The organism is Tunturiibacter gelidiferens (assembly GCF_051013345.1).
GTDB lineage: Bacteria > Acidobacteriota > Terriglobia > Terriglobales > Acidobacteriaceae > Edaphobacter > Edaphobacter gelidiferens_A.
In genome coordinates this window covers 3,573,854-3,595,774 of the sequence record NZ_CP132939.1, presented here as the reverse complement: position 1 = coordinate 3,595,774, position 21,921 = coordinate 3,573,854, and the positions used below count along the sequence as shown (strand labels likewise).

The following is a 21,921-nucleotide window of genomic DNA, read 5'->3' as shown; positions in this document are numbered from 1 at the left end:
AATCACGCAGTTCACACAGAACTCCCCTCAAAGGGAACGATGGCGCTATCCTTGGAAAGCGTTATCGTCCCGGAGGTTCGTCATAAAAAATTCGCACGCGTTTCTGCTAGGTGTTGCCTCGCTCCTGCTTAACTCTCTCCCCCTCTCAGCCCAGCGTCCTCCGGCAACGCCGCTCATCACCCACGACCCCTACTTCAGCGTCTGGTCCACCGCCGACAACCTCACCGACTCCGACACCACCCACTGGACTGGCACTCCACAACCCATCACCGGCATCATCCGCATCGATGGCAAGCCCTTCCGCTTCCTCGGGCACAACCCCGACACCATCCCCGCCATGCAGCAGACGGCTCACTCCGTCGCACCAACCCACACCACCTACGAGTTTCGCCAGAACGGCATCACCCTCCGGCTCGTTTTCTTCACGCCAGCTCTCCTCAGCGACCTCGACGTCCTCTCCCGCCCAGTCACCTACCTCACATGGACCGCTGAATCGACCGACGCCACACCGCATCAAGTCTCCGTCCTCCTCGACGCCGATCCCGTCATCGCCGTCAACGACCGCAGCCAGCAGGTCAACTCCTTCCGCAACCAAACCTCTTTGCTCAACGTCCTCTCCACGGGCTCCCAGGAGCAAAAGATCCTCAACCGCTCCGGCGACGATCTCCGCATCGACTGGGGCTACTTCCATCTAGCAGTCCCCAAAGACGCGCACTACGCAACCTACCTCGCACCACATCCAGCCACCGCCTTCGCCGCAACCGGACAGCTCTCAACCACCGACACCATGGACATGCCCGAGCGCGCCGACCACTCCGCCTCTGCACTCTCCGCCATCATCGACTTCGGCTCCGTCTCCGCACAACCCATCACCCGCCACGTCCTCGTCTCCTACACCGATAACTACGCCATCCAGTACCTCCAGCGAAACCTCCGCTCCTACTGGCAGCGCAACAACCAACCCGTAGACCAGATGCTCGATCAAGCCGAACAGCAATACTCAGCACTCGAATCACGCGGAGAAGCATTCGACAAAGAGCTCACCGCCGACCTAATCAAAGTTGGCGGCGAGCACTACGCCTACATCGCGATCCTCTCCTACCGCCAGGCCATCGCCGCACACAAGCTCGTAGCCGACGCCAACGGCGACCCCATGCTCTTCGCCAAAGAGAACTTCTCCAACGGCTGCATCGCCACCGTCGACGTCCTCTATCCCTCAGCTCCGTTCTTCCTCTTCTTCAACCCGAAGCTCCTCGAAGCCCAGCTCCTCCCCGTCCTCGAGTACTCCTCCCTCGCCCGCTGGAAGTTCCCTTCTCCCCTCACGACCTCGGCCAATACCCACTCGCTAACGGACAGGTCTACGGCGGCGGCGAAGAAACCGAAGAAGATCAGATGCCCGTCGAAGAGAGTGGCAACATGATCATCCTCGTCGACGCCGTAGCACGCGCCGAAGGCACACCCCAACTAGCCCAACGCTACTGGCCCCAGCTCACCAAATGGGCCGAGTACCTGAACATCCACGGCCTCGACCCCGAAACCCAGCTCACCACCGACGACTTCGCCGGTCACGTAGCCCACAACGCCAACCTCTCCATCAAAGCCATCGACGCCCTCGCCGCATACGCCGACCTGGCCCATCTCCTCAAACAAGAGTCCGTCGCAAAGCAATATCAAGCCACCGCAAAAGAGATGGCTCAAAAGTGGATCACGATGGCGAAGGAAGGGGACCACTACAAGATCGCCTTCAACAGCCCCAACACCTGGAGCCAGAAGTACAACCTCGTCTGGGACAAGATCCTCGACTACAACCTCTTCCCCAACAGCGTCCGCGACAGCGAGGTAGCCTTCTACCTAACCAAACTCAACCTCTACGGCCTCCCCCTCGACAGCCGCGCCGACTACACCAAGCTCGACTGGTCCATCTGGACCGCAACCCTCGCCTCCAACCCCGACCAGTTCAACGCCATCATCGACCCCATCTATCGCTGGACCAACGAAACCCCAACCCGCGTCCCCCTCACCGACTGGTACGACACCAAAACCGGCAAACAAGTAGGCTTCCAGGCCCGCAGCGTAGTAGGCGGCGTCTTCATCAAAGCCCTCTCCGACAAACAACTCACCGCAAAGTGGCGCAGCAAATAGTCCACTCCAGGATCGAGCACCCTCCTCGCGGGCAGAAATTTTAGTACCATTCCGGGGAGGTTTCATCATGCATGAACGCAACAGCGAGGCGAAGCGCGTCTCTCCGCTGGCGATGGACTCTCAGGAGTTCCGAGAGGTGGGCCATCAACTCATCGACCGGATCGCCACGTTTTTGGAGACTCTTCCCCAACAGCGTGTCACCCCCGCGGAATCCCCAACATTAGTGCGGCAAGCCGTTCAAGCAGATCGCCCCCTCAGCGACCGTGGCGAAGAGCCCGCGCTCATACTCAACCGGGCCGCCAGCCTGCTCTTCGAGCACTCGCTCTTCAACGGCCATCCCCGCTTCTGGGGATACATCACCTCCTCCGCCGCACCCATCGGAGCGCTCGGCGACCTCCTCGCCGCCACAGTCAACCCCAACGTAGGAGCCTGGCTCCTCTCTCCAGTCGCAAGCGAGATCGAAGCCCAGACCATACGCTGGATCGCCGATCTGCTCCACTATCCCACCGACTGCGGTGGTCTCTTCGTCAGCGGTGGCAACATGGCCAATCATGTCTGCTTCCTCGCAGCGCGTCAGGCCAAGGCGAATTGGAACCTTCGCACCTCCGGCCTGAACGGCGTCCCTCTCCGTCTCTACTGTTCCAAAGAGACTCATACCTGGATTCAAAAGTCTGCCGATCTCTCCGGCCTCGGAACCGACGCAATCCGCTGGATCTCCACCAACGATCAACTGCAGATGGACGTGACCGAACTCAAAGAGCAGATCCGGCGCGACCTCGCTGCAGGCGAGCGCCCCTTCCTCGTTATCGGAACCGCAGGCTCCGTCAGCACAGGCGCCATCGACCCGCTGCCGGAACTCGCTGCGGTCTGTCGTGAATTTGATCTCTGGTTTCACGTCGACGGCGCCTACGGTGCTCTCGCCGCTCTCCTGCCTGACGCTCCCAGCGCTCTCGCCGCGCTAAAACTCGCAGACTCCATCGCAGTAGATCCGCACAAATGGTTGTACGCTCCTCTCGAAGCTGGCTGCGCACTCGTACGCAATCCGGACAAGCTCCGCGACGCCTTCGCCTATCACCCGCCTTACTATCACTTCGGAACCGAGGCCATCAACTACTTCGATCTTGGCCCTCAAAACTCGCGCGGCTTCCGAGCCCTCAAAGTCTGGCTCGCCCTGCAGCATGCTGGGCGCGAAGGCTACGTGCAAATGCTCTCCGCCAATATCAGCCTCGCCCAAACGCTCTTTCAACAGGTGAAGCAACACCCTGCCCTCGAAGCTCTTACCCACTCGCTCAGCATCACCACCTTCCGATACGCCCCGCCCGACCTCACCCTTCGCGACGAGAAAACGCAGACCTACCTCGACGATCTGAATCGAGAGCTTCTCACTCGTCTGCAAAACAGCGGCGAAGTCTATCTCTCCAACGCCGTCATCCACGGAAAGTTCGCTCTGCGCGTCTGCATCGTCAACTTCCGCACCTCTCTCGACGACATCCACGCGCTGCTACCCCTCGTTACACGAATGGGCAAGGATCTTGATCTCGAGCTGCGCCCTCAGCATCTCGCGCCTTAGCCTGCCGGATAGTCTCAAAGAAATAAAAGAACTACTCTCACGCCATCCGTAACGTACTCTCACCGATCCTCATCCACTGCGTTGCAGGGCCGCACTACGGTTACTCGCAGGGAGCTCTACTACTGGAGATAAACCACCCTGCATGAGACCATAGTCCTCTATGGACTCCAACGAATTCGCCATCGCCATCATGGCCGCCGGAAAAGGCACACGCCTCAAAAGCAAGCACCCCAAAGTCCTTCACGAGATCGGCGGCCGCGCTCTCCTCCTCCACGTCATCGCCGCCGCCGAAACCGTCGTGCGAGCTGACCACATCTTCTGCATCATCGGCCACGAAGCCGACCGCGTACGCACCGCCGTAGCCTCCACCGGAGTCCAGTTCGTCCTCCAGCCCGAGCAGCGCGGCACCGGCCACGCCCTCCAGATGCTCAAAGCTGACTTCGAGCTCTCCGGCAAACCAATCCCGCAACATCTTCTAGTCCTCTCCGGAGACGTCCCCCTCATCCGCCCCGAAACCATCGCCGCCCTCCGCAACACCCACCTCCGCGAACACGCCGCCATGACCATCCTCACCGCGGTCCCAACCGACCCCACTGGCTACGGCCGCGTCCTCCGCGCATCCGGAGACAGACCCGAAGTCACCGCCATCGTCGAACAGAAATCCCTCCGCCCCGACCAACGAAACGCACCCGAAATAAACTCCGGCATCTACTGCTTCGAAACCGCAGCCCTCTTCGCCCGCCTCGATGCCCTCACCACCAACAACGCCCACGGCGAGTTCTACCTCACCGACATCGCCGCCATGCTCGTAGCCGAAGGCAAGCGGGTAGTCGCCATCAAAGCCGACAGCGTCGACGAGGTCCTCGGCGCCAACACCATCGCCGAGATGATGCACCTCGACGCCGCCATGCGCCTGGCCACCGCCCACCGCCTCATGGCCCAGGGCGTCACCATCTTCCGCCCCGAGACCTGCGTCATCGACTCCACCGTCACCATCGGCCCCGACACCGTCATCGAGCCCTACGTCCAGCTCCTCGGCACCACCCACATCGGCAGCGACTCCCGCATCCGCTCCTACTCCGTCATCACCAACACCACCATCGGCGACAACGTCACGGTCCACAACGGCTGCATCTTCGACAGCTCCGAGATCGCCGACAAAGCCATACTCGGCCCCTACGCCCGCCTTCGTCCAGAGAGCCGCATCGGCGAAGCAGCCCACATCGGCAACTTCGTCGAAACCAAAAAGACCATCGTCGGCAAAGGCTCCAAGGCCAACCACCTCAGCTACCTCGGCGACGCCGTCATCGGCGACAACGTAAACATCGGCGCCGGAACCATCACCTGCAACTACGACGGCGTCCACAAGCACCCCACCATCATCGGCGACGGCGCCTTCATCGGCTCCGACTCCACCCTCGTCGCCCCCGTCACCATCGGCGCCGGCTCTTACATAGCCGCCGGCAGCAGCATCACCGAAGAGGTCCCCGAAGGTGCACTGGCCCTTGGCCGCAGCCGCCAGACCACCAAGCCCGGCTGGGTAGCCGCCCGCAAAGCCGCCAGACAAAACACCGGCAGCTGAACCATCAGCCACAAAGCCCAGCCACAAGCCCCGCGGTTGTTGTGAGCAGGTTTATTTATGTACCGCCTCCGACCACGGAGGCACCACACCCGTCATCCGCGCATAAGCGATCAGCTGTCCCATGTGTTCATTATCGTGAACCAGAATCCTCAGATACATCCCATCCACCGTCACCTCTTTGCCTTCAATCTTGACCTTCCGCTGAAGCTCCCCGGCTTCAACTGAGCGCGCGCGGTCTTCACCGCATCCAACGAGCGCTTTAGAAACGCAATGACATCCGCCTTCGAGGTCACAGTCTTCTCCATCTCCTGGGACTTGATATCCGCCGGCATCGCAGGTCCGGTCACACTTAGCAGGTAGAAGTTCGCCAGCGCGATATGCATGTACACCTCGCTCGTCGACCTCACCCCGGGCGCTGGACGCCACGCAAACTTATCCGCCGGCGTAGCCTCTGCCAGCGCAACCAGCTGCCGCGAGACATGCGTCCATTCCCCATCGTAGCCCTCCCACAGTCCCTCCATCTGGGCATGCAGAGAGCTGGTGCACATCACCACCAGAAGTAACAGCGTCTTCATGGCTTCCCTCAATTGCTTTCTGTGACTACAGGTTGTCATCTCGATCTGTCCGCACTCTCAATCGCATCGCCAAGCGAACGAGAGCAGTCGTGGATGGCGCCAAACTACATCCGCCCTGCTCTATCTGTCAAAATCTCAGGCAACGCAAAAAAACTCGAAGATCGTGGCGCATTTTTCGCACCTCTCAAAACACGTTCCAAAGACCCACATCCACCATACAAACCACCACGATCTCACCATCAATTCACCACACCAAAACACGCCTTTTTCCACAACACCCCTCAAAAACACCGAACAAAGACGAGAAACCGGTGCACGACCCATAAAAGGATTTTTTTACCGAAAGCTCCCCAACCAACCGCTCATCCAGTCGCCCTGACCGCCGATAAAGACACAGAAGAGAAGCCGCTCGCATCCAACCAAAAGACGGCAGCGTCGCTACGCGAAAGTATCTATCCATGACGCAGGAACGAATCCTTGTAGTTGACGACGAAGAACCCGTAAGATCGGTCGCCGCAGCACTTCTTGCACGCAGTGGATACTCCGTCACCACCGCCGAAAGCGCCGAAGACGCCCTCACCCGGCTCCAGCAGGACCCCGACTACGACCTCGTCCTCTCCGACGTCATGATGCCAGTCACCGACGGCCTCACCCTCCTCGACCACCTCTGCACCGACCACCCCGGCATCCCCGTCGTCATGTTCTCCGCCATCAACGACATCTACGTCGTCACCAGCGCCTTTCGCCGCGGCGCAGTCGACTATCTCCTCAAACCCTTCGAACGCACCGACCTTGAAAGCGTCGTCCTGCGAGCGATCGAGCACGGCCGCCTGCGCAAACAGAACACCACCTACCGCCACAACCTCGAAGCCATCGTCAACACCAGAACCGGCCGCCTCCGCTCCACCATGCAGGACCTCGAGCGCAGCTACGACATCACCCTCGAAGCCATGGGCGACGCACTCGATCTCCGCGACCAGGAGACCGAAGGCCACTCGCGCCGCGTCACCGCCTACACCAACGCACTCGCCCTGGCCATGGGCCTCGAATCCGAAGACCTCCGCATCATCGCCCGCGGAGCCTTCCTCCACGACATCGGCAAGATCGCCACGCCCGACGCCATCCTCCTCAAGCCTGGGCGCCTCACCCCCGAAGAGACCGCCATCATGAAGCAGCACTGCGAGCGCGGCTACGAGATGGTCCGCAAGATCTCCTTCCTGCGCGAGGCCGCCGAGATCGTCTACGCCCACCAGGAGCAGTTCGACGGCAGCGGCTATCCACGCGGCCTCCGCGGCGAGGAGATTCCCTCGGCGCGCGTATCTTCGCTATCGCAGACGCCCTCGACGCCATGACCTCAGACCGACCCTATCGCAGGGGAACAACCTTCGCGGCGGCCAGGGATGAGATCACTCGCTGTGCCGGAACCCAGTTCGATCCGCAGATCGTCGAGGTCTTTCTTGCCCTTCCCCCGAAACCTGGTCCAACCTGCGCGTCGCAACAGAACTACGATCACCTTCCCCGTCATCGCAAGGCACCCACGCTCTCCCGGTTGCGCCGGACAAACAACGCAGCTAGGATCGCAAGGCGAGGTAATTCTCTATGAGCAAAGCCATGAATGCGGATGAGATCGAGGACGTTCTTAAGGCCCACCCAGAGTGGCATCTCAAAGGCGGCAAACTGGTACGCGAATGGACTTTCAACGATTTTCTCGAAGCGATGACCTTCGTCAACCGAGTCGCTGTCCTGGCAGAGGCCGCAAATCATCATCCCGACATCGACATCCGCTATAACCATGTTGTCCTTGGCTTGGTCTCTCACGACGCCGCAGGAATTACTCAGCGCGACGCCTCTATGGCCAGCCAATTGAGCAACGAGTTCCCTCCCGCATAAATACTGTGTGTTACCGGTCTTGGCAAGTGAAGTTTCATGGGTCTTCCCGTTCTTCGGAAGAAAGCCCACGATAGGTCGTCTGCTGCAGGAAAGGTGTTCCCGCCACGAAGTTGGCCGCGCCACGCCTAGTGAGCCAGGCGGGACAGCTTCTCATAGGGTGCCTGTAATAGAGGATCCTGCTTACGACTCGTCATCTCGACCGAAGTCGCCGCTCAGCCTTATCGCGCGACGCAGTGGAGAAATCCCTGTATTTTCTCCTCTCCCTTATCCCGTACATTGACGCAAAAGTCGCTCAGCCCACACCCAGCTAAGCAAAAACTGTATTTCATAGAAAGAATTTGAACCCCTATTATTAATCTAAGAAAATGTGTGGAAAAACTCTTGCTTTCTATAAACCATTTATCATGAGCATTTTATAGAAGAATTCGAAGAAGACATAGGCCACAAAGCGACCGCAAAATCATCAATTTTCTATGATGGAACATATTTACGTTTCTTTTCCTCCATATTGTGGTATCTTCATTTCAACGCAGCGTGAGTCTTCCGCCCGTGAAATATCTCAGCCGGCACCATCGAACCAAGGCTGATACAAGTTGCGTCACTGGCCTCCCGGCACGAGCAAAATACCGTTCGTGCCGCATTTTTTTGTTCTGACGCCGTCTTCCCACACTTAAAGCTCCGAGCTGCCGCCTCCCTTTCTGCCGCATCTGTCTCGACAGATTTCGCCAGGGACCGGATTAAAGACAAGTGGAGGCAGAGAATCGCCATCTCTTGTTGTCAAGTCCCAAACTCTTGCAATGCTAAGCAGAACAATAAGATGGCTGTGGCGCATGAGCTACGGTTTGATGGCTATGATTAACACAGATGCCGAATCTTCCGCGGGCATTCCGATCTTTGACAAAATAGCTCCATAAACCATTTAGATAGAATATTTTACAGCCTATAGCGACTGCAAGATTAAGAAAATAAACCATTTACGTCCACAGCCCCCCGGGGGAGGGGTACCGCATGTCGATGAACGATTTCCGACCCACTCAGACGATTAGTTGATCCAGATTGCGGGGAAAGAAAATCGCGTGCGAGGTTGATATCCGGCACCACGAGAGATTGATCTAGAATACCGACATGAAACGGATCCTAGGATGCATCGCGTTAGGTCTGGCCACTATGGTGGCCTCAGCCCAGTGGTCAAACCCGTCGGAAGATATCCCTGCCTACAACGCATCTGCTCCAACAAAGCCTCTTCCACCAGTGCTTAGCGGTGATCAGCTGACGGGTGTCTACTTCACGCATCCCTACCAGGTGACTGCTTATAAGATGGCTGCCGCTATCCCGGCCGTGTTACATCAACAACCCTGCTACTGCCACTGCGACCGCGAGATGCATCACAACAGTCTCCATAGCTGCTTCGAAGGCACACACGGAGCCGCCTGTTCGACCTGCATGAGAGAAGCCGTCTATGCTTACCAGCAGACCAAAAAGGGCCAGACTCCGGCACAGATTCGCGCCGGAATCGAGCGTGGCGAGTGGCAGCAGGTCGACCTCGTAAACGCAACGATGTAGCGCCTTGCCGATCTCTCGGCACAAGTTTTTTTGACCGAGTATGCTTGCATCTATGACTTGGGTCTTCTGGGCAGTTCTATCGGCAGTCTTTGCTGCGGCAACTGCGCTGCTGGCCAAAGTCGGCGTCTCGGGAATCGACTCGAACCTCGCGACCGCCATCCGAACGACGGTGATCCTGATCTTTACCTGGGCCATCGCCGTCGCCTTCGAGAAGCATCACGCGCTGGCACAGATCGGTCGACGCAGCTGGGTGTTTCTAGTGCTCTCCGGCATCTGCACCGGCCTGTCGTGGTTATGCTACTTCCGCGCCCTGCAGATGGGACCGGCCTCAAGCGTAGCGCCGGTCGACAAGCTCAGCGTGGTACTGGTCATTCTCGGCGCGTGGCTGTTCCTTGGCGAGCATCTGACTCCGCTAAAGATCGGCGGGGCTTCGCTGATCACCATTGGCGCCGTAATCCTCGCGTTCGCCTGATCTCTGTCTCGGACAGTAAGAGTTATAATCGCAGTAGTTCTTTGTAGCGCCCAATGCAATGTTGGTGCCAGCTCCAGATGGGGGCGTCACGGCTTCGACGGGATTGCTTGTGGCAGAGAGGCATGCCGGGGTGTGGACACCCGTAATCGCTCACAAAACTATAAGTGCCGAACCTCAGTTCGCTCTTGCTGCTTAATTAAATAAGTAGCCGATCGCTCAAGCTTCGCCTACGGGCCTGTACCGATCGTCGCACAGTAGGCTGGTCTTCCCTGCTCCGTCTGAGCGGGTCAGACGAGATCAATCAGACTGGTCGTCGTCGCATCTTCGTCCGTTCTAAGCGCCGATGACGAGACAAAAATGATACGGAAAAAGCATGAAAGCTCTCTGTTGGAAGTTTTTTCGGACGTGGGTTCGACTCCCACCGCCTCCACCAACTATAAGTCATTCATTATAAATGGTTTGTTATTTAGAACTAACTGATTGTGCTAATTTCGTGCTACCGTTTTGAGGTTGTCACCTCAGAGCAGGAGCACCACGCGCAATTGACGGTTCCCTCAATAACTGTGTTTGTCCGACACTCCGTTGACTGCTCCCACAAATGTGAGGAGTTCTACCGACGCTGCAATTGTCCTAAACACCTGCGGTTCACCCATGACGGCAAGCAACATCGAGAATCCGCTAAGACGCGGTCATGGGCAATCGCTGAGGAAAAGAGACGGTCTAGAGAAGCGCAGTTCAAAGCAGCCGATCCCTCTCAGCCTGTCGAGGCGATAGCTACGAAGGCAGAATCCAGACCTACAATCGAACGGGCTGTGGAACTGTTCGTCAGCGACAAACGATCTCAGGGCCTCAGTACCGAAGTCTTGGGAAAGTACGAACGGGAGTTGAATCGGCTGAAAGACTTCATGACTAAGCGGTCCAAGTTCTTTCCACATGAGATTGCCCAGGGAGATCTGACCGAGTTTCGTGCCGGATGGAACCACGTCTATCCATCGTCAACAACTCGCTCGAAGGTGCAGGAACGTCTACGTGGTTTCCTCCGCTACTGCTCAGCTGCAAACCTCATCACCAAACTACCTACTCTGTCCCCTATTAAAGTCAATGAACCCCTACCCTGCCTCTGACTGACGCACAGTATGCGAAGCTGCTGAAGGTCATTCCCATTGAGTTCGACGGCACGAGAGCGAAAAGAATACACGCACTCGTGAGGCTCATGAGACACAGTGGTCTTGCAATACGTGACACAGTGACCCTTGAAAGGAGTGAGCTAAAGAAGGACGACAAGCGAGGCGGCCTCTATCGGATCGTCACCAGCCGTCAAAAGACAGGAACACACGTAAGCGTCCCTATACCACCCGATGTTGCGAAAGAAGTCGAGGCAGCGATGAAGCTCAATCAGAGCGCAAAGTACATCTTCTGGAACTCAGGGACTGGCACAGAGAGAACAGCTGTCACCAACTGGCAGCATGACATCAAGCAGATGTTTGTTGCGTCAGGGATGCCTAATGGTCATTCACATCAGCTGCGCGATACATTTGCGGTCTCACTTCTGCAACGGGGCGTACCCATGGAAGAAGTGAGCAAGCTGCTCGGCCATACTTCAATCAAGACGACCGAGAAGAGTTACGCTCCGTGGGTTACGGCAAGGCAAGACAGACTAGATTCACTGATAGTTGGAACCTGGTAGGGACTGGAATAGCTCCAGTCCCTTTCCGGGATCATGCACAACTCTTACTCTCCAACAAAAATTGTTCGAGAGTTTGGCGAGGTATCCGAATAACCCGATATCTGCGTTTAAATCGACTCTCCGAACTTCCGAGATCAATTACGCCTGCGCGTGACTCGAATCTACGAATCACTGTATCGGTTGAGATCTTCAGAATGTCTGCGACCTCCTGCGCAGTCAGATACTCATCGAAACGTTCAGCAGCACAAGCCTGGATATCAATCGTTCCCTGTTCTGGCCACTGCAACAGATTGTCATCATCGGCGCAGGCTTGCAGAGTGCGCAACACGCTATTCAGTGCGGCCTCACCGTCCTCAGTAGCAAATCCCACATGCCGCCTAAGCTGGCGTGGACTGATGTTGAGCTTAGTTGATACCTCAAGCTGGGACAGTCCCTCACAGAGCATCTTCACGATGTCCTGAGTGATTGGGTTCATCTGTCGGAAGAGACGATCTCTGGATACAGGAAAGTAATAACCCTTGCGCTGCTCTCTCTCTACCTGTTCCTCCTGGACATCTACGATTGCGACAGAGTGGTTCTGATGCTCGAAATCTTCATCGTCGTCACCACCACGCGTATCGGTCTGATTAACATATGTGTTGCGGTCCAGATAGCTTTGGATCTGGGTCAGGATCTCAGGCAGGTGGTAGTTGCCCCACTGGTAGCCTAGCCAGTTCTCCATCTTTCCTTCGTGCGTGTACTTCCCACTCTCTATCAGGCGTGTAATCTTGAGCAGGAATTCACCTAAGATATCCCCTGCGTCTATATACATCTCTGCCCGTTCCGACAATTGCAGATAAATTGCGTTTGACCGCACACCCCGAACGTAGGCAGAAAGCGTCATGTAGAAGCTTTCCCTCTGCCCTGCGGGGTCTTTCTCATACAGGACATAAGCAGCATTCAGTTCTTTTTCAGCTTGAAGCCTGGAGGCACCATAGAGCGTTTTGAGTTTCTTTATAGGCGCAGTAGACTCTCCTAGCTCTCTAGGAATCGTGATAGCCTTTGCACGCTTCGCACCCCACCCCGCAATGACCTGATACCCGGCAGTGACCTCACTCATACCTGGGACAGGAAAACTGAAATCGACATCAACTAGGTCAACTGATGCAGAGTGCGGGGTATTGTAGGGTAGCCATTCAATACCACTCCATACCAAATCAAAATGAACAGGACCGATCCATACACGTTCGATGTTTCTCTTTCCAACGGCCTTCCAAATCTGCCCCTTCCAAGGTTGAGGTTTCCATCCTTCCGCGATGGCGCCAGCTTCCTTATGTGCTTCTCGGTTTAGGAAGTGATCATTGACGAAGTTGAATGTGAGAACGTGATTCGGATTTCTGCTGCTGCCAGATGGTGACGGGGAATGTGACTAATCTGACCAGCCGTATAGGCCAAGTGTTCCTCTAACTCCTGTTCTAGGCGTAGAGCAGTGGCCTCTTTATCTTTGAGGGTGCGTTTAGGATTAGTGCGGTTGGGTTCCTTGGGGACAAGGATGGGTGCAGCCTCAGTTACGAGGCTGAGGGCGACAATATTGGTCATGGTGAAACGATCTCCGAAAGCAGGCAAGGGTCCACGAAAGGGACGATTAGAGTGAGCTATTCCCGAGTACTGTGGGGCACAGCAAACAAATTGTGTGTTTGATAGGCTGTGGCCCAGGCTCGCCTGCTGCCCTAGACCGATGCTCTGGTACTAGGCTGGTGGAGGAGACTACTCTCTCACCTCTGGACTTGGGTCGTTGTATATTTATGCCCAAGCTTCGATTGTCCCGTAGGATGGTCTCTCCGGTCTACGCTGGTTAGATAACTGTCTAAAATACAGACACCTACCCCTCTCCCTACGTATAGGGATGATTTATTTGTACCACGGCTGGAAGGGTTTGCACCAATTATTTTCAACTATTTTTCGTTTCAATGTCCAAAATCATAAATTTGGACAGTTACTACAGGTATAGGAGGACAGTAATCTCTCCTCTGACCTCGATCAAAGACACCAATCACATATGCCGGAACTCCTAGCGAAGCAGGAAGGCGTGATGCAACTGTGAAACTTTGAGCGGGAAGCAGATGTTGCCAGATGCCTTGACGGGTATGCTGGTTGCCAGTTTTGTGCACACTGTGCGCAGAGCTAAACCCACGACTGATAATCGTGGTGCGAGTCAGTTGTTTGAGACTGACAAAATCCAGTGAGCAATCATTGGCGGCGGGGAACAGGTTACGAGTTAGTTATAAAGACCTCCATCCAAGCGTCGGTTAGGACCAACACCCGGTTGGCAGACAGGGTGCAAACCAGCCTGGGGATACTCGTCTGCATGCTCAAATTTTAGAGTTTGTTGGAATGGATAGGGTTAACCTATCTGCGTCTCAAATTATCCAACAACCTGTTAATCACAAAGAGAAATAACAAACAGAACGACCAAATGAACAATCTGTTAACAGGTTGTGTTTAAAGGGAACCACTGGCGAAATTCCTACCGATTGAGCAATGAAAAATAAATATGCTCTCGGTGTCCCAAATCATAAATTTGGACAGTTACTACAGGTATAGGGGATAGAGCATTGTCACTTCTCCGATAGCAGCGATGGGCGCAGACTGGTCCTCTGCGTCCACCCACTCATCAGAAAGCAGGCACAAATGACTATCCAAGAAATACAACTGAACGCCGTGCGTGCCTACATTGCCTGGGTCCGTGACTTGTACCCCAACGAAGAAGATGGAGCAGCCCGTCTCATCCTGGTATTGCAGATCTATGAATGGCAACTGCGGCGATATAAGAATCTCAAGCCAGTCAATCCTGATCAGATGGCAACACTTAAGCATGGCATCAGAACGGCAGAACTTATCCTGGACGACATTTGGGAGAATCAACAGGAGATGATGCAGGGATGGTATCTAGGTTGCACCCCTCAGAATGAGGCGCAGCGACTAGCCAATTTGTTGTGGCAAATCACTCTCGAATTCACCAAAGAAATCCAAGCAAACGAGCAGTTTTATCCAGCATTGAAACCAATGTTTGATAAGGAGCGTGTGGAATACCGCAAGATGCTTGACGACGTTAGAGAGGCAGACCGAATTGACTGAATCACGGAAGGAAGCCAAACGCAGACACATAGCCAGCCGCAAAGCATTAACCCCGCGAAACATTATTGAGAACAGCATGGAGCGATGCGCCGAAGTGAGACGCAAGAACCAGTCTGCGAATGCTCGGGCAACGGCACTGAAGACCAGACCAGAATTGTTGAATGTCGTGTGTGTCTATGTGGCACCTAAATCCCGAACAGAGCAGACTCTGCATGACTGAGACAGAACGCACTGAACTTTGCAAAGATATCGACCCTGAAACGATCCTGCCATCTGAACTCAAACAACTGTTGTCACCCAGCGCACAGAAGCTCTTCCAGGCAATCTGGTTTCTGATGGCTGTTAGAGACAGTGAATCACTTTTTGTTGATCACCGAGATATGTCGCAACGATCTCATGTGGGTCTCAGCAATCTGCAAATGGTTACCAAGGAACTGCTGAATGCAGGCTTGATCACTGTGAGCAGCCAACGGCGCGGTTCAGTCTACAAGCTTCATAAATAGACACTGACATCTCGGGAGTCTTGGCCTGAGTAGGATGAATCGGCTTTGTTCGCTGTGATAGCTTGGCGGTTCTTGCAGTGTTTCTTTCAACGATTCATCTGATGATGACAGGCAGTCGAGCTAACGCTCCTGCCTGATTCATCCCCAAACTGCACACTGTGCAAACCAGAACAGATTGACATCGTGTCTGCAAGCCTCCGAAAGGGACAGATACGTGAAGAGCTGGTGGTGACGGCGCAACAATCCTCCCCACCGGCATTCATCAGATCCTCTTAAGTTGTTGACAGGAGGGGGTAGGTCCAAGGTGAGAGCGGAAGAGTGCCTAGACCGACACGGTAGCCAGAAACTTTTGTCCCCGATTGAAAAAGTTGGCTTTGACGCCTGAACTCTTCGTGAACTCCTCAGAGTCAAGCCCTTTTGCGTTGGTCTGGAGGCGCATTTCTGGGCTTTCGTCTCTGGTTTAAAGGACGTTAGACAGCCACGATCTGCTAAGAATGCCAACTCGTAAAATCCAAACTCTCGGGCATCTGTCGGGGGCACATTCGTCTTGCGCTCACTACGGGGGTAGGGAGTACTGCGCATTTAGACATCAATTCCTCCTGCGAACAAATGAACCTGGTAGGAGGGAAACAGGACTGCAAAACATCAGGGCTTGTGCGTAGATTTCTCCCAAACTCGCACCATGTCAAGTGAATTTTATCCGCAAAGATGCGGCAGGACTTAGTCAGCCCAACGTGGCGGCCCTGCTCAGAAAGAACGAATATGAAAATACAAACCCTTGGGCTAACCCAGCCTGAGAAGAGAAACAGCGTCCTGGAGAATCCAGCCGTGCCGTTGTCTTCCGTGGCGCAGTGGGAGTTCTTGGGTGCTGGCAGTGACACTGAAGCAGCGGAGATTGTAAACACAAACACGGCATTGCAACTGAGCACGGTATTCTCTTGCGTCAAAATCTTGGCTGAGTCGGTGTCCAGTCTGCCCCTCAATCTCTACAGCAAAACTGCAACGGGCAGAACCCTTGAGACCGCACACCCTCTCAGCTACCTATTGGGCAGTGAGCCGAACCCAGAGATGGACTACGTCAGTTGGATGGAAGTCTGCATGTCGCATTTGGCGTTGACTGGGAACTCCTACTGTCAGATCCAACGGGATGCAGAACAGAATCCTATTGCGCTCTGGCCGTTATCTCCACGGCAGACTCATCCATACCGACTAAAAAACAATCAATTGGTTTACCGGACAGAGGACGGTGGAGTGCAGCGTATGTTGGCCGCTGCCGATGTCCTCCACGTGAAAACCATCTCGTTTGACGGTTTGTTGGGCATGTCACCAATCCTCCAATGCAAGCGCCTGTTGGGTGGACAGATTGCCGCTGAGAAGTATGGTTCAAGGTTCTTCGCCAACAATGCGACACCTTCAGGCATTCTCACCATGCCGGCAACCATGAAGGTAAAGCCCGAAGACAAGCCAAAGATGAGAGCAGACTGGGAATCACAGCAGGCCGGATCGAATCAGCATCGCGTAAACATCCTTGATCAAGGAGCAACGTATCAGCAAATCTCAATCTCACCTGAAGAGGGACAGTTCTTAGAGGTGATGCAGTTTAATCGTGCTCAGATCGGTTCAATATACCGAATCAGCAGCCATCTATTGGGCAGCGAGACACGGCAGACCGATGCCAACGTTGAATCAATGAACTCAAGCTTTTTGTCTCAGACCCTTAATCCATATTTGGTTAAGTTTGAGTCAGAGATAAGCAAAAAGCTATTGCCTCGCACTCCAGGGCAGCACTCTACAGCCTCAACTGGTGCACCGAATCCAATAGTCAAACTGGTAATGTCCGCAACCTAATTTGGAACCTACGATACACAGCCCCAGCCATTGCATACGTGCAGGCTGGGGCTGTTTTTTCGGTCTGAAGACCGCGATGATTTATGAAGACTTTTTAGAGCCTAGATCGAGACTGCCCCACCACTAAATACTTTCCTATTTCATACCTCGACTTTGCACACAGCTAACTCATAGGGTCATTCCAGAACCAACGAATTCCGAAATCCAAATGAGTCAAGACAGAAGGAGAAGGGATCATCAACTCTTTAGACGTACGATCACTGCGGTTTGAACAACTGGATTCTATGAGGGGATTGGCGGCATTAGTAGTCGTGTTTCATCACTTCTACCTGATGTTTTACAGAGCGCAGTTCCAATCGAGCCCGATAACATCTCTCATTTATCCTCTGGTTGCTGGACGCGAGTCAGTCATGCTGTTTTTTGTTCTAAGTGGATTTGTACTGGCACTTCCGCTGATGAAGAGGAAGACGGCCAGCTATCCTACCTATGTCTGGAAGCGCGTACTGCGTATCTACGGTCCGTACCTGGGTGCTCTAGCCTTGGCAGTCGCGGCCTGTGCTATCTGGCATGGTCAGGTTCCCTCATTCGCACATGGTGACGCACCCTGGGCCGGACCGGTAAACCTGGGTGCAGTCCTCCAGGCTGTATTCTTTATCGGGCCGGGGAACGATCTAAGGTACAACCAAACCTTCTGGTCGCTGGTTCATGAGATGCGGATCTCAATCCTGTTTCCGTTTCTCTTTGCCGCCGTTGGGAGGCTGGGAGGTCTTCGATCTTTGTTGCTGGTTGCATTCTGCACACTGATCGGCGTGCAGGGTCCAGGCTCACACTTCTTTGGTGACCTCAGCACAATCCAATATCTCGGAATGTTTGCGATGGGTATTCTGCTTGCAAAGCATCGCATTCAAATACAGCATGTGTTTCATCGGCTTACTTTGCGCGGAAGGCTCCTCTTTGCCTGGATCTGTTGCATGCTCTACTACGGGTCGCATATGGTCGGCGGCTTGTGGTGGCATCTGGGAGATATGCCTGTCGCGGTAGGCGCGGCAGGATTTATCGTACTTGGATTGAACTCCAGCAAAGCAAAGGCTCTCTTGCATGTACCCGCGATTCGGTTTCTCGGAAAGATTTCTTACAGTTTGTATCTGGTTCATATGACCGTACTATGTGCCTTAACTGCATTGCTGTCGCATCGGATCAATCATTCGGGCCTGTTGCTCGTATATCTCACGACTTGCATCCTACTTTCCTGGGGATTCTATTTGGCAGTGGAGCTGCCATTCATGAAGCTGAGCCGTCAAGCTGGTACTAGGAATGTGACGCCACAGCAGAAAGAGATTAGCGAAGGAGTCTTTTCTTCCGTTCAGCATCGAACAGATTAAGTGTCAATGAGGGAAACAGAAACTGCAAACTGGCGCACAAACCTAAAGGTAATGAAAGAAGCCCCATCCTTTGCACACTCTGCATTGGGTAGGGCTTCTTTTTGTTTAAGACGCCGATCCCAGCTTTTTCTTGAACTCTTTAGACAGAGCCAGGTGTTCTGCTGCGCTCGCCCTGTGCAAGTCAATCAGCGTATTGTCTCTCCGTGGGTCACCCTCTTCCAGACCCCAGCTTTTGAGATTTTCTTCAAGTTGGTTAGCTACGGCGATCATAAATTCATATGACTTGAAGTGGTTCTCAGCCTGCTTGTGGAACCGTTCTCGGTCCGTCATCACGCTGCCACCTTGTCAGTCTGCTCTACTGCGCTGAACGCTGTTATGGTGAATCGCTGCATGTAAGTACCTCAGATGGATTTGACTTCGATCTGAAAGTAGCTCCGATTCTCAACTAAGCCAAGCTATAAATACAACAAAACAAATGATTTATGCCAAGGTTTTGTTTCCTGTATAGCTAGAGGACAATCACTTCTGAGACAGACTCTTGGGTATCCAATGCTGTTTGCCATCGTCGGACACGTCAAGTACAAATCTGGCCACCTTGCTCCTATGGAGAAAAGTTAACCATGGAGGAGAGTAGGTGATGTTAATCACGACATCGGCGCTACCGATTTTTCCTGGTACCCGAATTCCGTGTCCATCGTCACAGGCAACAGCTGAACTCTCACCCGACTCAAGCTTTGGAATTTTGTTGATTGTTGGCGGCACGATCAACGAGTTACTCATTTGAATGGTCGCCCCACTAGCCGTCTTAATCGAATTAGGACTGCATGACGCATTCATATCAGTCACTGCAAAGCGTCCCCCATTCGTCACATTAAACGGGGTGAACAGCACGTTAGTTTTTATTGGGTTGGGGCTGATAGTTATAGGCGTGTAAAAAGATACGTCCCGAGTGCTAGGGGTACTGTGACTAGACTAGACCAGCCGAGAATACTTTTAGCCTGGCCCCAAGTGTTGTCTTCGGAAGGGTAGGTCTTCTTCCCTCGTTGCGCAATCGTCTGACGTTAATCTGGTATGCCATTTCGACCCACGTGTGATCCTCTTCCCATATTGCTCAATTGAATCTAATAATTCATTCTCAGCCAAACAATGACCCTGTTGAATCCGCGCAAGGCTCACACGGTTCAGTCAGACTCGCATCGTTGTTCCGCACATTTCCCACATCCTTCTTCACTTTCCACGCAACCATCTCTCCCGCGAGATGCGGCCTGAGTATGTCTGTTGGTGGGTGAGCAGGATCTACAGGGCCAAGCCAGCGGCTCCAGTCGGCTCTAGGCACTATGACAGGCATACGGGTATGGATAGACTGCATGAGTTCGTTGGGGTCCGTGGTGATGATCGAGAACGTCTCCAGAGGGACACTCTGCTTTGGATCGTTCCACCTCTCCCACAGTCCAGCGAATGCGATCGGCTCTTTGTCCTTACGACAATCGCATACGCTTGTTTGTTCTTGCCCTTCTCGTCTAGCTTTTGCCATTCATAAAAAGCATCAGCAGGTACGAGGCAATGGCGACGTTTGAATGCCTCCCTGAATACAGGAGCAGTAGTCACTGTTTCTGCTCTCGCATTGATGCTTGAAAACCCAACCTTGGAATCCTTTGCCCAATAGGGAACCAATCCCCATCGCATCATCGTGAGTTCACGTTCCCCTGTCTCACGATTCAATCTGACAACAGGTTGGAAAGTTTGGGGCGCGACGTTGTAATCGGGTGGGAGTTCAAACCCTTGTGGCAGCTTGCCAAGTTTGAATGCGTCAGCAATCTTCTGTTTGTCTGAATGCCTTTCGTACCGTCCGCACACCTAATCTTCCTCCATCAACTGTTCGATGCGTTCCAAGGCGGCTAGCCAGCTGGCGTGTTGCTCATTGCTCAGTGTCTCTAGCGCATGTGTTACCTCTTTGGATGCGCCCTCAGTCTTCAGGTATTTGATGAGGATCGCAACGTCATCATCCAACCGCTGGAGATTCTCCCGTTGGATGGTCGCAATGCGCTCCGAGATGGCAGACAGATCGCGTCGTGCTGGTTCGGGAGTCTTGGGAGCAACGCGGTCTGTGAATTGGAGGGTACTCGCATCCACATTGAATCGAGTGAGGCTTGTGCCTGGCAGCTCGAGATTGACGTACCTACCCTCAGAGCGGACACTGGTGATCTTCCATTCCGAATCAGATCGCTCAGGAATCACCCTGTCTCCTACCTGTGGTTCAGGAGATGTGGGTGGTGATGGTAGTTCAAGTGGCAAGGTTGGATGCGTGTTTGTTTACGTGCTTTAGCCATGATGATGCAGACAGGGTAACAGGAAGGCGCATTTTAAAGAGCAATCCTTTGAAACGAAAACGCCTTGGGGACACTATCAAGATGCACCCTAATCCTCCTGGAGGTAAAACTGATGAAACATGTGAGCATCTTCAAAGCCTTGTCCGTTCCGGTCGCGCTCGCGCTATGCATTTTTACCAGCGTTACTGCTCGCGCAGACACCTACCAAGTGTTCCAGCTAAACTCAGATCGGCCGATTCCATACGGAATCGATGACTCAGGCGATGTCGTCCTGGAGGATTTCACGGTCAATTGCGGCGGACACAACCCCTGCTTTGACACTTACGTGTCAGGCCAACTTGTCGACGTTTCAAGTACTGCTCCCCTATTGGCATACGATAACGGGACGCCGTGTTCGATTCCGGGCGCAGTAGTTGGACCTGGGGTTACGCCAAGATGCAATAACGGGAGAGAACTTTTCACCGCTCCTGAGATTAGCGGCCCTGGACGACTTCTGACAGGAACTCCCACTGATCTTGTCCAGATTTCGGACGAAGAAGGAATTTTTGGACTAATCAACTCTCTAGGAGACGTAGTAGCGGTCAATGGTGCCCAGGGTTATACCTATGAATACCTGGACGTTACGAGTCGCGTCGGAGTTACCCCTGAACCTTCAACGCTTGCTTTGTTAGGTTCGGGGATGTTTGGCATTGCCGCGATGATGCGACGCAAGCTACTGTCAATCTGATTGTAAGTTTGTTCGGGTGAAGCCTCATTGAGGTTCTGCACTTTGGGAGAGGGTAGAGCCTCATCGTTTAGTTCCTTTGCTGCCGATCATCGGGTAGCTGAGGATCAACTTATTGGTTATTCCTGAGCCTCAGCCCAACCCCGTTGCCAAGCTGCACTCTTGGTGTCGTCATTCTGCCCGCCGCTCTGACCACACTTAAAGCCATCGTCGTAATCGGCAATCTCTGCGTCCGTATGCCTCCGCAGCTCAAATGGCTCTGTGTCCAAATCCAAATCTACTGCAGCCTCACCACTGAGACCTCCTTGACTGTAAGCTTCAGTCGTTGGCTCCTTCTCAATTTTAGATTGGGGCACCATTGCGTCTTTTGTGGAGTTCATCTCACACCTCGTTGCAGTCATCACAATTCTCGCCGTGTTCGACGAGGGCCATGTAACAGGCTTGGATGTCATTCATGCGGTCTAAGGAACCTCTGCGTAGGCGTCTGACTTTCTGGGGTCAGGGAGTGGGCATGGAAGATGCGCGGGTTTTGGTTG

The 21,921-nt window shown here is 54.1% G+C and carries 18 protein-coding genes, 1 other RNA gene and 3 pseudogenes; 16 read left to right on the top strand and 6 right to left on the bottom strand.

Translation table 11 applies throughout. The features are described from left to right. Position 1: 1 nt before the first annotated feature. The 3 genes and pseudogenes from RBB80_RS18020 to glmU all read left to right on the top strand — a co-directional run bounded on the left by RBB80_RS18020 (position 2) and on the right by glmU (position 5,294). A pseudogene (locus RBB80_RS18020) lies at positions 2–2,142 on the top strand (glutaminase domain-containing protein). Positions 2,143–2,209: 67 nt separating this feature from the next. Beyond that, the gene (locus RBB80_RS18015) at positions 2,210–3,712 is read left to right on the top strand and encodes a pyridoxal phosphate-dependent decarboxylase family protein (protein ID WP_433963860.1); all 1,503 of its coding nucleotides are present in this window, start codon (positions 2,210–2,212) and stop codon (positions 3,710–3,712) included. Positions 3,713–3,872: 160 nt separating this feature from the next. Next, positions 3,873–5,294 carry a bifunctional UDP-N-acetylglucosamine diphosphorylase/glucosamine-1-phosphate N-acetyltransferase GlmU gene (gene glmU, locus RBB80_RS18010; protein ID WP_433963859.1) on the top strand — a complete coding sequence of 474 codons (1,422 nt, stop codon included), beginning with the start codon at positions 3,873–3,875 and terminating at the stop codon, positions 5,292–5,294. A 170-nt stretch (positions 5,295–5,464) separates the two neighbouring features. Here the strand turns inward: glmU and RBB80_RS18005 are convergent, their stop codons facing one another. Beyond that, positions 5,465–5,869 carry a DinB family protein gene (locus tag RBB80_RS18005; protein WP_433963858.1) on the bottom strand — a complete coding sequence of 135 codons (405 nt, stop codon included), beginning with the start codon at positions 5,867–5,869 and terminating at the stop codon, positions 5,465–5,467. Positions 5,870–5,962: 93 nt separating this feature from the next. Here RBB80_RS18005 and RBB80_RS18000 point away from each other — a divergent pair, with 93 nt between their 5' ends. The 8 genes and pseudogenes from RBB80_RS18000 to RBB80_RS17965 all read left to right on the top strand — a co-directional run bounded on the left by RBB80_RS18000 (position 5,963) and on the right by RBB80_RS17965 (position 11,481). After that, positions 5,963–6,331: a hypothetical protein gene (locus RBB80_RS18000; RefSeq protein ID WP_433963857.1), complete on the top strand. Its 369-nt coding sequence runs from the start codon at positions 5,963–5,965 to the stop codon at positions 6,329–6,331. Beyond that, positions 6,328–7,472: pseudogene (locus RBB80_RS17995) on the top strand (HD domain-containing phosphohydrolase). Before RBB80_RS18000 ends, RBB80_RS17995 begins: the two are co-directional and overlap by 4 nt. Continuing rightward, complete coding sequence (locus tag RBB80_RS17990) at positions 7,469–7,759, top strand: 4a-hydroxytetrahydrobiopterin dehydratase (protein ID WP_433963856.1); 291 nt, start codon at positions 7,469–7,471, stop codon at positions 7,757–7,759. Before RBB80_RS17995 ends, RBB80_RS17990 begins: the two are co-directional and overlap by 4 nt. 1,125 nt (positions 7,760–8,884) lie before the next feature. Beyond that, positions 8,885–9,322 carry a CYCXC family (seleno)protein gene (locus tag RBB80_RS17985; RefSeq protein WP_433963855.1) on the top strand — a complete coding sequence of 146 codons (438 nt, stop codon included), beginning with the start codon at positions 8,885–8,887 and terminating at the stop codon, positions 9,320–9,322. Positions 9,323–9,374: 52 nt separating this feature from the next. After that, positions 9,375–9,794, top strand: coding sequence for an EamA family transporter (locus RBB80_RS17980; RefSeq protein ID WP_179584625.1), 420 nt, complete (start codon positions 9,375–9,377; stop codon positions 9,792–9,794). 79 nt (positions 9,795–9,873) lie between these two features. Continuing rightward, positions 9,874–10,227: a transfer-messenger RNA gene (gene ssrA, locus RBB80_RS17975) on the top strand. A gap of 472 nt (positions 10,228–10,699) precedes the next feature. After that, positions 10,700–10,918: a hypothetical protein gene (locus RBB80_RS17970; RefSeq protein WP_433963854.1), complete on the top strand. Its 219-nt coding sequence runs from the start codon at positions 10,700–10,702 to the stop codon at positions 10,916–10,918. Further along, positions 10,909–11,481: a tyrosine-type recombinase/integrase gene (locus tag RBB80_RS17965; RefSeq protein ID WP_433969734.1), complete on the top strand. Its 573-nt coding sequence runs from the start codon at positions 10,909–10,911 to the stop codon at positions 11,479–11,481. The genes RBB80_RS17970 and RBB80_RS17965 overlap by 10 nt, the downstream gene beginning before the upstream one ends. A 31-nt stretch (positions 11,482–11,512) precedes the next feature. Here the strand turns inward: RBB80_RS17965 and RBB80_RS17960 are convergent, their stop codons facing one another. Further along, positions 11,513–12,676 (bottom strand): helix-turn-helix domain-containing protein, encoded by a 1,164-nt coding sequence (locus RBB80_RS17960; RefSeq protein ID WP_433963853.1) that lies wholly within the window; start codon positions 12,674–12,676, stop codon positions 11,513–11,515. A 1,475-nt stretch (positions 12,677–14,151) separates the two neighbouring features. Between RBB80_RS17960 and RBB80_RS17955 the strand changes: the two genes are divergently transcribed. The 4 genes from RBB80_RS17955 to RBB80_RS17940 all read left to right on the top strand — a co-directional run bounded on the left by RBB80_RS17955 (position 14,152) and on the right by RBB80_RS17940 (position 18,331). Further along, positions 14,152–14,598 carry a hypothetical protein gene (locus RBB80_RS17955; RefSeq protein WP_433963852.1) on the top strand — a complete coding sequence of 149 codons (447 nt, stop codon included), beginning with the start codon at positions 14,152–14,154 and terminating at the stop codon, positions 14,596–14,598. 212 nt (positions 14,599–14,810) lie between these two features. Further along, positions 14,811–15,101: a hypothetical protein gene (locus tag RBB80_RS17950; RefSeq protein ID WP_433963851.1), complete on the top strand. Its 291-nt coding sequence runs from the start codon at positions 14,811–14,813 to the stop codon at positions 15,099–15,101. Between the two features lie 762 nt (positions 15,102–15,863). Further along, complete coding sequence (locus RBB80_RS17945; RefSeq protein ID WP_433963850.1) at positions 15,864–16,949, top strand: phage portal protein; 1,086 nt, start codon at positions 15,864–15,866, stop codon at positions 16,947–16,949. 284 nt (positions 16,950–17,233) lie between these two features. Then, entirely contained in the window at positions 17,234–18,331 is a 1,098-nt protein-coding gene (locus RBB80_RS17940; RefSeq protein ID WP_433963849.1) for an acyltransferase family protein, read from the top strand. Between the two features lie 105 nt (positions 18,332–18,436). On the opposite strand, the gene RBB80_RS17935 is transcribed toward RBB80_RS17940, so the two are convergent. From RBB80_RS17935 to RBB80_RS17925, 3 genes and pseudogenes are all read right to left on the bottom strand, one after another. Further along, positions 18,437–18,661 carry a hypothetical protein gene (locus tag RBB80_RS17935; protein ID WP_433963848.1) on the bottom strand — a complete coding sequence of 75 codons (225 nt, stop codon included), beginning with the start codon at positions 18,659–18,661 and terminating at the stop codon, positions 18,437–18,439. Between the two features lie 805 nt (positions 18,662–19,466). Continuing rightward, a pseudogene (locus RBB80_RS17930) lies at positions 19,467–20,188 on the bottom strand (SOS response-associated peptidase). Next, positions 20,189–20,569: a hypothetical protein gene (locus tag RBB80_RS17925; protein WP_433963847.1), complete on the bottom strand. Its 381-nt coding sequence runs from the start codon at positions 20,567–20,569 to the stop codon at positions 20,189–20,191. It lies immediately after the preceding pseudogene. A gap of 204 nt (positions 20,570–20,773) precedes the next feature. Here RBB80_RS17925 and RBB80_RS17920 point away from each other — a divergent pair, with 204 nt between their 5' ends. Further along, a complete protein-coding gene (locus RBB80_RS17920) occupies positions 20,774–21,388 on the top strand; it encodes a PEP-CTERM sorting domain-containing protein (protein WP_433963846.1) in 615 nt (204 codons plus the stop codon). A gap of 116 nt (positions 21,389–21,504) precedes the next feature. On the opposite strand, the gene RBB80_RS17915 is transcribed toward RBB80_RS17920, so the two are convergent. Further along, complete coding sequence (locus tag RBB80_RS17915) at positions 21,505–21,765, bottom strand: hypothetical protein (protein ID WP_433963845.1); 261 nt, start codon at positions 21,763–21,765, stop codon at positions 21,505–21,507. Positions 21,766–21,921 lie beyond the last annotated feature (156 nt).